The organism is Paraburkholderia sp. Tr-20389 (assembly GCF_017104565.1).
GTDB lineage: Bacteria > Pseudomonadota > Gammaproteobacteria > Burkholderiales > Burkholderiaceae > Paraburkholderia.
In genome coordinates this window covers 1-7,220 of record NZ_JAAGPD010000093.1, presented here as the reverse complement: position 1 = coordinate 7,220, position 7,220 = coordinate 1, and the positions used below count along the sequence as shown (strand labels likewise).

Sequence of the window (7,220 nt, the reverse complement as noted above, 5' to 3'; positions counted from 1 at the left end):
ACGTGGGCGCGCTCACGCGCCTGCTGGAACTGAGCGATAACGACCTGATGGACTTGCTGCTCGCACGCAAGGAACCGGAAGGCGACCTCGCCGACGCAGATGTCAGGCGGGTGCTGGAGATGCTGCGTAACGTGTAATTTCGTATGACCTCGCCGTTACGCAGGTGAGTTTGATCCAGGCGTGCAATTATCGAAACCCTGTTTCCATACTTCGATTGAGGATGTGCTATGACCCCGTCAGATGTTAAAGCCACGCTATCGTTCAGCGACAACTCGCCGAGCGTTGAAATGCCGATTTACAAGGGCACGATGGGCCCGGATGTGATCGACATCCGTAAGCTGTACGGTCAGACCGGCAAGTTCACGTACGATCCGGGCTTCATGTCGACGGCGTCGTGCAACTCGGCGATCACCTACATCGACGGTGACAAGGGCGAGCTGCTGTATCGCGGCTTCCCGATCGACAACCTCGCGCAAAACGCCGACTTCCTCGAAACGTGCTACCTGCTGCTGAAGGGCGAACTGCCGAACCAGGCGCAGAAGGACGAGTTCGTGAAGACGGTCACGAACCACACGATGGTTCACGAGCAGATGCAGTTCTTCTTCCGTGGCTTCCGCCGCGACGCGCACCCGATGGCAATCCTGGTTGCCGCAGTCGGCGCGCTGTCGGCGTTCTACCACGACTCGCTCGACATCAATAACCCGCGTCACCGCGAAGTCTCCGCGATCCGCATGATCGCGAAGCTGCCGACGCTGGTCGCCATGGCGTACAAGTACTCGATCGGCCAGCCGTTCGTGTATCCGCAGAACAATCTGTCGTACAGCGCAAACTTCATGCGCATGATGTTCTCGAATCCGTGCGAAGAGTACCAGGTCAACGAAGTACTGGTCCGCGCACTGGACCGCATCCTGATCCTGCACGCCGATCACGAGCAGAACGCTTCGACGTCGACGGTGCGTCTGGCCGGTTCGTCGGGTGCGAACCCGTTCGCGTGTATCGCTGCCGGTATCGCGTGTCTGTGGGGCCCGGCGCACGGCGGTGCGAACGAAGCCGCGCTGAACATGCTGGAAGAAATCGGCTCGGTCGACAACATTCCGAAGTTCATCGAGCAGGTGAAGGACAAGAACTCGGGCGTGAAGCTGATGGGCTTCGGCCATCGCGTGTACAAGAACTACGATCCGCGCGCGAAGCTGATGCGCGAAACCTGCCACGAAGTGCTGAATGAACTCGGCCTGCACGACGACCCGCTGTTCAAGCTCGCGATGGCGCTCGAAAAGATCGCGCTGGAAGACGAATACTTCGTGTCGCGCAAGCTGTACCCGAACGTCGACTTCTACTCGGGCATCGTGCAGCGCGCGCTGGGCATCCCGACGTCGATGTTCACGTGTATCTTCGCGATGGCACGTACGGTCGGCTGGATCGCACAGTGGAACGAAATGATCGCCGACCCCGAGCAGAAGATCGGCCGTCCGCGTCAGCTGTTCATCGGCGAATCGCCGCGCGAAGCAACGGCGATCGGTAAGCGTTAAGCAACGGGCGCGCCAGCGCTCTACGCTTGCGTTAAACGCATCGAGTGAAACACCCCAACGGTTCGCCGTTGGGGTGTTTTGTTTTTTGGCGCGCGAAACACGGCTTCGGGCAAGCGATTCGAGCGGTCGATATTCCCGGAGTCTCACCTCTGGTAGTGCCGATACAGGTATCGGCACTACCACCCAACTCCATGTTTTTTATCGGTTTTCTCGATGCCTGGTGAGCCTGGACGCGCAACTGCGTGGCATAATCGATCGGACACGAACTGCCCGTTGTCATTACTACCCCCGCATACCATGGCACAGACTCTCTACGACAAATTGTGGAACACGCACGTGGTCCACACGGAAGAAGACGGCACGACTATTCTCTATATCGACCGTCAACTGCTGCATGAAGTGACCAGCCCGCAGGCGTTCGAAGGGCTGAAGATGGCCGAGCGCCCCGTGTGGCGCATCAGCGCGAATCTGGCGGTGTCCGACCACAACGTGCCGACCACGGATCGCAGCCACGGCATCGCTGACCCTGTGTCGAAGCTGCAGGTCGATACGCTCGACGCGAACTGCGACGCGTTCGGCATCACGCAGTTCAAGATGAACGACATGCGCCAGGGCATCGTCCACATCATCGGGCCGGAGCAGGGCGCGACGCTGCCGGGCATGACCATCGTCTGCGGCGACTCGCATACGTCCACGCACGGCGCGTTCGGCGCGCTGGCGCACGGCATCGGCACGTCGGAAGTCGAGCACGTGCTGGCCACGCAAACGCTCTTGCAGAAGAAGAGCAAGAACATGCTGGTCAAGGTTGAAGGCCAGTTGCCGCGTGGCTGCACGGCGAAGGACATCGTGCTCGCGATCATCGGCAAGATCGGTACGGCGGGCGGCACGGGCTATGCCATCGAATTCGGCGGCTCGACCATTCGCGCGCTGTCGATGGAAGGCCGCATGACCGTCTGCAACATGGCGATCGAAGCGGGCGCACGCGCGGGCATGGTCGCTGTCGACGACACGACTGTCGAATACCTGAAGGGCCGTCCGTTCTCGCCGCAAGGCGTCGAATGGGATCAGGCCGTCGAATACTGGAAGCAGTTCAAGTCCGATCCGGACGCGCATTTCGATCGCGTGGTCGAACTGAATGCTGCCGAAATCGTGCCGCAAGTCACGTGGGGTACGTCGCCGGAAATGGTCACGTCCATCGACGGCCGCGTGCCGGATCCGGAAAAAGAGAAAGACCCGGTGAAGCGTGACGCGATGGAGCGCGCGCTGCACTACATGGCGCTCGAACCGAATCTGCCCATCGAATCGATCAAGCCGGACAAGATCTTCATCGGCTCGTGCACGAACGCGCGTATCGAAGACATCCGCGCCGCCGCGTGGGTCGTGAAGAAGCTCGGCCGCCGTGTCGCGCCGAACATCCGTCTCGCGATGGTCGTGCCGGGCTCGGGTCTCGTGAAGGCGCAAGCCGAACGTGAAGGTCTCGACAAGGTTTTCACGGAAGCGGGCTTCGAATGGCGCGAGCCGGGCTGCTCGATGTGTCTCGCGATGAACGCCGACCGCCTCGAACCGGGCGAGCGTTGCGCGTCCACCTCGAACCGTAACTTCGAAGGCCGTCAGGGCGCGGGCGGGCGCACGCACCTCGTCAGTCCCGCGATGGCTGCGGCTGCCGCTATCGAAGGGCATTTCGTCGACATTCGCAAGCTGGGATGAGCCCAACATGAACATCGATCGCATCGCACTTCTGCGCCGATTCGCACTCGCGACGCTTGCCGGGATGCTGCTCGGCCTCGCGGGTTGCAACACGGTGCATGGCTTTGGCGAAGATCTGCAGCATCTGGGCGGATCGATCAGCAACGAGGCGAAAAAGTAAGCGGTTTTTGATTCGCCGGCCGGCGTGAGTGATCCGCGTGATCACCTTGCAAAATGCACGTCGCCCGGCTTCGAACAGGCTAAAGCGTCATGGATAAATTCATCGTACATACCGGCGTCGTGGCGCCGCTCGATCGCGAGAACGTCGACACCGACGCGATCATTCCGAAGCAGTTCCTCAAGTCGATCAAGCGCACGGGCTTCGGTCCCAACGCGTTCGACGAATGGCGTTATCTCGACCACGGCGAGCCGGGTCAGGACAACTCGAAGCGTCCGCTGAATCCGGATTTCGTGCTGAACCAGCCGCGCTATCAGGGCGCGTCGGTCCTGCTCACGCGCCAGAACTTCGGCTGCGGCAGCTCGCGCGAGCACGCGCCGTGGGCGCTGCAGCAGTACGGTTTCCGCGCGATCATCGCGCCGAGCTTCGCGGACATCTTCTATAACAACTGCTTCAAGAACGGCTTGCTGCCCATCGTGCTGACGGAACAGCAGGTCGACCATCTGTTCAACGAAACATTCGCGTTCAACGGTTTCCAGCTGACCGTGGATCTGGAAAAGCAGGTCGTGCGCACGACGGACGGCGGCACCGAATATCCGTTCGAAGTCGCCGCGTTCCGCAAGTACTGCCTGCTGAACGGCTTCGACGACATCGGCCTCACGCTGCGTCACGCGGACAAGATCCGTCAGTACGAAGCTGAGCGCATCGCGAAGCAGCCGTGGCTGAACAACCGTCTCGTGCGCTGAAGCAGGTGCGTTAAGCAAAAGCGCGCGCTTGAACGAAGCCAGACAGAAACCAACAAGGAATTCGCATGAAGATCGCAGTGTTGCCGGGCGACGGCATCGGCAAGGAAATCGTCAAGGAAGCAGTCAAGGTGCTGAACGTGCTCGGCGAAAAGTTCGAGCTGGAAGAAGCGCCCGTTGGCGGCGCGGGCTACGAGGCGGCGGGTCATCCGCTGCCGGAAGCTACGCTCAAGCTCGCCAAGGCAGCGGACGCGATCCTGTTCGGGGCCGTCGGCGACTGGAAATACGACTCGCTCGAGCGCGCGCTGCGCCCGGAGCAGGCCATTCTCGGCCTGCGCAAGCATCTGCAGCTGTTCGCGAACTTCCGTCCGGCCATCTGCTATCCGCAACTGACGGGCGCGTCGTCGTTGAAGCCTGAAATCGTCTCGGGCCTCGACATCCTGATCGTGCGCGAACTGAACGGCGACATCTACTTCGGCCAGCCGCGCGGGGTGCGTCAGGCGCCGGACGGCCTGTTCGAAGGCGCGAAGGAAGGCTTCGACACGATGCGTTACGCGGAGCCGGAAATCCGCCGCATCGCGCACGTCGCGTTCCAGGCAGCGCAAAAGCGCGGCAAGAAGCTCACGTCCGTCGACAAGGCGAATGTGCTCGAAACGTCGCAGTTCTGGAAGGACATCATGATCGATGTGTCGAAGGAATATGCAGACGTCGAGCTGTCGCACATGTACGTCGACAACGCCGCGATGCAGCTCGTGAAGGCGCCGAAGTCGTTCGACGTGATCGTCACGGGCAATATGTTCGGCGACATTCTGTCGGATGAAGCGGCCATGCTGACGGGCTCGATCGGCATGCTGCCGTCGGCTTCGCTCGACAAGAACAACAAGGGTCTGTACGAGCCGTCCCACGGTTCGGCGCCGGACATCGCGGGCAAGGGCATCGCGAACCCGCTCGCCACGATCCTGTCCGCCGCGATGATGCTGCGTTATTCGCTGAACCGCGCGGAGCAGGCCGACCGCATTGAAAGCGCCGTGAAAAAGGTGCTGGAGCAGGGCTATCGTACGGGCGACATCCTCACGCCGGGCTGCAAGCAGGTCGGCACGGAAGCGATGGGCGACGCCGTGATCGCCGCGCTGTAATTGCTGGTCCAATCTGCGTGAATTGGCTTGTTTCAGGGCTGATTCACGCAAATCGCGGCGTACGCGCCGCACAAAACGGGTTTTCGTGTAGACTCTGCTGATGGCGACGATTCCTCAAATCACCTCGATTTCGACACTGCGCGGCAAAACGGCCCGCGTGGTTGCGCTCGCCATTACCATCAAAACGATTACCCCGAAAACGATCACGAAGCGCTGATCGTCCGTCGTGCCCGCCCATCTTCCCCGCGCGGTCACTGCGGGCAAAGATGCGGGGAAGTGTCCACTCGAAGGGTATGAAGTCATGAACGTAGGTCTCGTAGGTTGGCGCGGCATGGTCGGCAGCGTCCTGATGCAACGCATGCAGGAAGAACGCGATTTCGACCTGATCGAACCGGTGTTCTTCAGCACCAGCAACGCGGGCGGCAATGCGCCGTCGTTCGCCAAGAACGAGACCAAGCTCAAAGATGCGACAAGCATCGAAGACCTGAAGAAGTGCGACGCCATCATCTCCTGCCAAGGCGGTGACTACACGAACGAAGTGTTCCCGAAGCTGCGCGCAGCGGGCTGGGACGGTTACTGGATCGACGCGGCCTCGGCGCTGCGCATGAAGGATGACGCCGTCATCATTCTCGACCCCGTCAACCTCGACGTGATCAAGAATGCGCTGGTCAAGGGCCAGAAGAATTTCATCGGCGGCAACTGCACGGTCAGCCTGATGCTGATGGCGCTGGGCGGCCTGTTCCGCGAGAACCTCGTCGACTGGATGACGGCCATGACGTACCAGGCCGCATCGGGCGCGGGCGCGCAGAACATGCGCGAACTGCTGCAGCAGATGGGCACGCTGTACGGCTCGGCGAAGGAAGACCTGGCCGATCCGTCGTCGGCGATTCTCGATATCGACCGTCGCGTGCTGTCGGCGATGAACAGCGACCGCATGCCGACCGACAACTTCGGCGTGCCGCTCGCCGGCTCGCTGATTCCGTGGATCGACAAGGATCTCGGCAACGGCATGTCGAAGGAAGAGTGGAAGGGCGGCTCGGAAACCAACAAGATTCTCGGCAAGCCGGCCATGGGCCAGCCGGGCTCGATTCCCGTCGACGGTCTGTGCGTGCGTATCGGCGCAATGCGCTGCCACTCGCAGGCGCTGACCATCAAGCTGAAGAAGGACGTGCCGCTCGACGAAGTGAACGGCATCCTCGCATCGGCGAACGACTGGGTGAAGGTCGTGCCGAACGAGCGCGAAGCGTCGATCCGCGACCTGTCGCCCGCAGTCGTGACGGGCACGCTGACCGTTCCGGTCGGCCGTCTGCGCAAGCTGGCGATGGGCGGCGAATATCTGTCCGCGTTCACGGTCGGCGATCAGCTTCTGTGGGGTGCTGCAGAGCCGCTGCGTCGTATGCTTCGCATTCTGCTCGACAAGTAAAGTAAACTAACGCGTTAGCTGAACGACGCGTTCAAAACTTCCAAAAAGCGTCGCGATTTCGCGGCGCTTTTTTATTGTGCATTTCAGAATCTTGTCGCCAACACTTCTACGCATGCGCCGCACGACCGCGCACGAAAGGTCCCGATGACGGCCCGATTCCCTATTCTTCAAGCCGCCACACGCAGCGGCTCGCAACAGATTGCGGCGGCCGTCGCAATCGTCTTCGCCGGCGCACTGTCGATGCCGGTCTCGTCGTACGCGCAGACAGCGGCCACGAGCGCCGCAAGCGCTGCCACGAGCGCGAGCGCGCCGGCGGGCGCCAACGCTGGCGCGGCCCAATTCACCGTTCAGCCGGGGCAATCGCTGAACGACGCCGCAATCGCAATGACGCAGTCGCACGACCGCACGGTTCTGGCGCGCGCGGCAAAGGCGATCTTCGACGCGAATCCCAACGCGTTCATGGGGCATGATCCGAGCCGTTTGAGGCTGGGCGCTGTGCTCAACCTGCCGCCCGTCGATGCGACA

6 protein-coding genes and 2 pseudogenes are annotated in these 7,220 nt (G+C 61.5%); all 8 read left to right on the top strand.

Going from position 1 to position 7,220, the window contains the following annotated elements:
* Positions 1-137: pseudogene (locus G3N95_RS40095) on the top strand (succinate dehydrogenase assembly factor 2); the annotation flags it as partial.
* A 90-nt stretch (positions 138-227) separates the two neighbouring features.
* Positions 228-1,529, top strand: a complete 1,302-nt coding sequence (gene gltA, locus G3N95_RS40090; RefSeq protein ID WP_205975601.1) for a citrate synthase — start codon at positions 228-230, stop codon at positions 1,527-1,529.
* Between the two features lie 297 nt (positions 1,530-1,826).
* Positions 1,827-3,236 carry a 3-isopropylmalate dehydratase large subunit gene (gene leuC / locus G3N95_RS40085; protein WP_205975600.1) on the top strand — a complete coding sequence of 470 codons (1,410 nt, stop codon included), beginning with the start codon at positions 1,827-1,829 and terminating at the stop codon, positions 3,234-3,236.
* Between the two features lie 7 nt (positions 3,237-3,243).
* Positions 3,244-3,396, top strand: a complete 153-nt coding sequence (locus G3N95_RS40810) for an entericidin A/B family lipoprotein (protein WP_241019211.1) — start codon at positions 3,244-3,246, stop codon at positions 3,394-3,396.
* Between the two features lie 89 nt (positions 3,397-3,485).
* Positions 3,486-4,139 (top strand): 3-isopropylmalate dehydratase small subunit, encoded by a 654-nt coding sequence (leuD, locus tag G3N95_RS40075; RefSeq protein ID WP_205975599.1) that lies wholly within the window; start codon positions 3,486-3,488, stop codon positions 4,137-4,139.
* Positions 4,140-4,204: 65 nt separating this feature from the next.
* Positions 4,205-5,272: a 3-isopropylmalate dehydrogenase gene (gene leuB, locus G3N95_RS40070; protein WP_205975598.1), complete on the top strand. Its 1,068-nt coding sequence runs from the start codon at positions 4,205-4,207 to the stop codon at positions 5,270-5,272.
* Positions 5,273-5,573: 301 nt separating this feature from the next.
* Positions 5,574-6,695: an aspartate-semialdehyde dehydrogenase gene (gene asd, locus G3N95_RS40065; RefSeq protein ID WP_205975597.1), complete on the top strand. Its 1,122-nt coding sequence runs from the start codon at positions 5,574-5,576 to the stop codon at positions 6,693-6,695.
* 144 nt (positions 6,696-6,839) lie between these two features.
* Positions 6,840-7,220 (top strand): annotated as a pseudogene (locus tag G3N95_RS40060) (pilus assembly protein FimV); the annotation flags it as partial.

Bases quoted from the DNA above. Each gene is read 5' to 3' on its own strand.
- gltA (WP_205975601.1), top strand. From the start codon at position 228: ATGACCCCGTCAGATGTTAAAGCCACGCTATCGTTCAGCGACAACTCG.
- leuC (WP_205975600.1), top strand. From the start codon at position 1,827: ATGGCACAGACTCTCTACGACAAATTGTGGAACACGCACGTGGTCCAC.
- G3N95_RS40810 (WP_241019211.1), top strand. From the start codon at position 3,244: ATGAACATCGATCGCATCGCACTTCTGCGCCGATTCGCACTCGCGACG.
- leuD (WP_205975599.1), top strand. From the start codon at position 3,486: ATGGATAAATTCATCGTACATACCGGCGTCGTGGCGCCGCTCGATCGC.
- leuB (WP_205975598.1), top strand. From the start codon at position 4,205: ATGAAGATCGCAGTGTTGCCGGGCGACGGCATCGGCAAGGAAATCGTC.
- asd (WP_205975597.1), top strand. From the start codon at position 5,574: ATGAACGTAGGTCTCGTAGGTTGGCGCGGCATGGTCGGCAGCGTCCTG.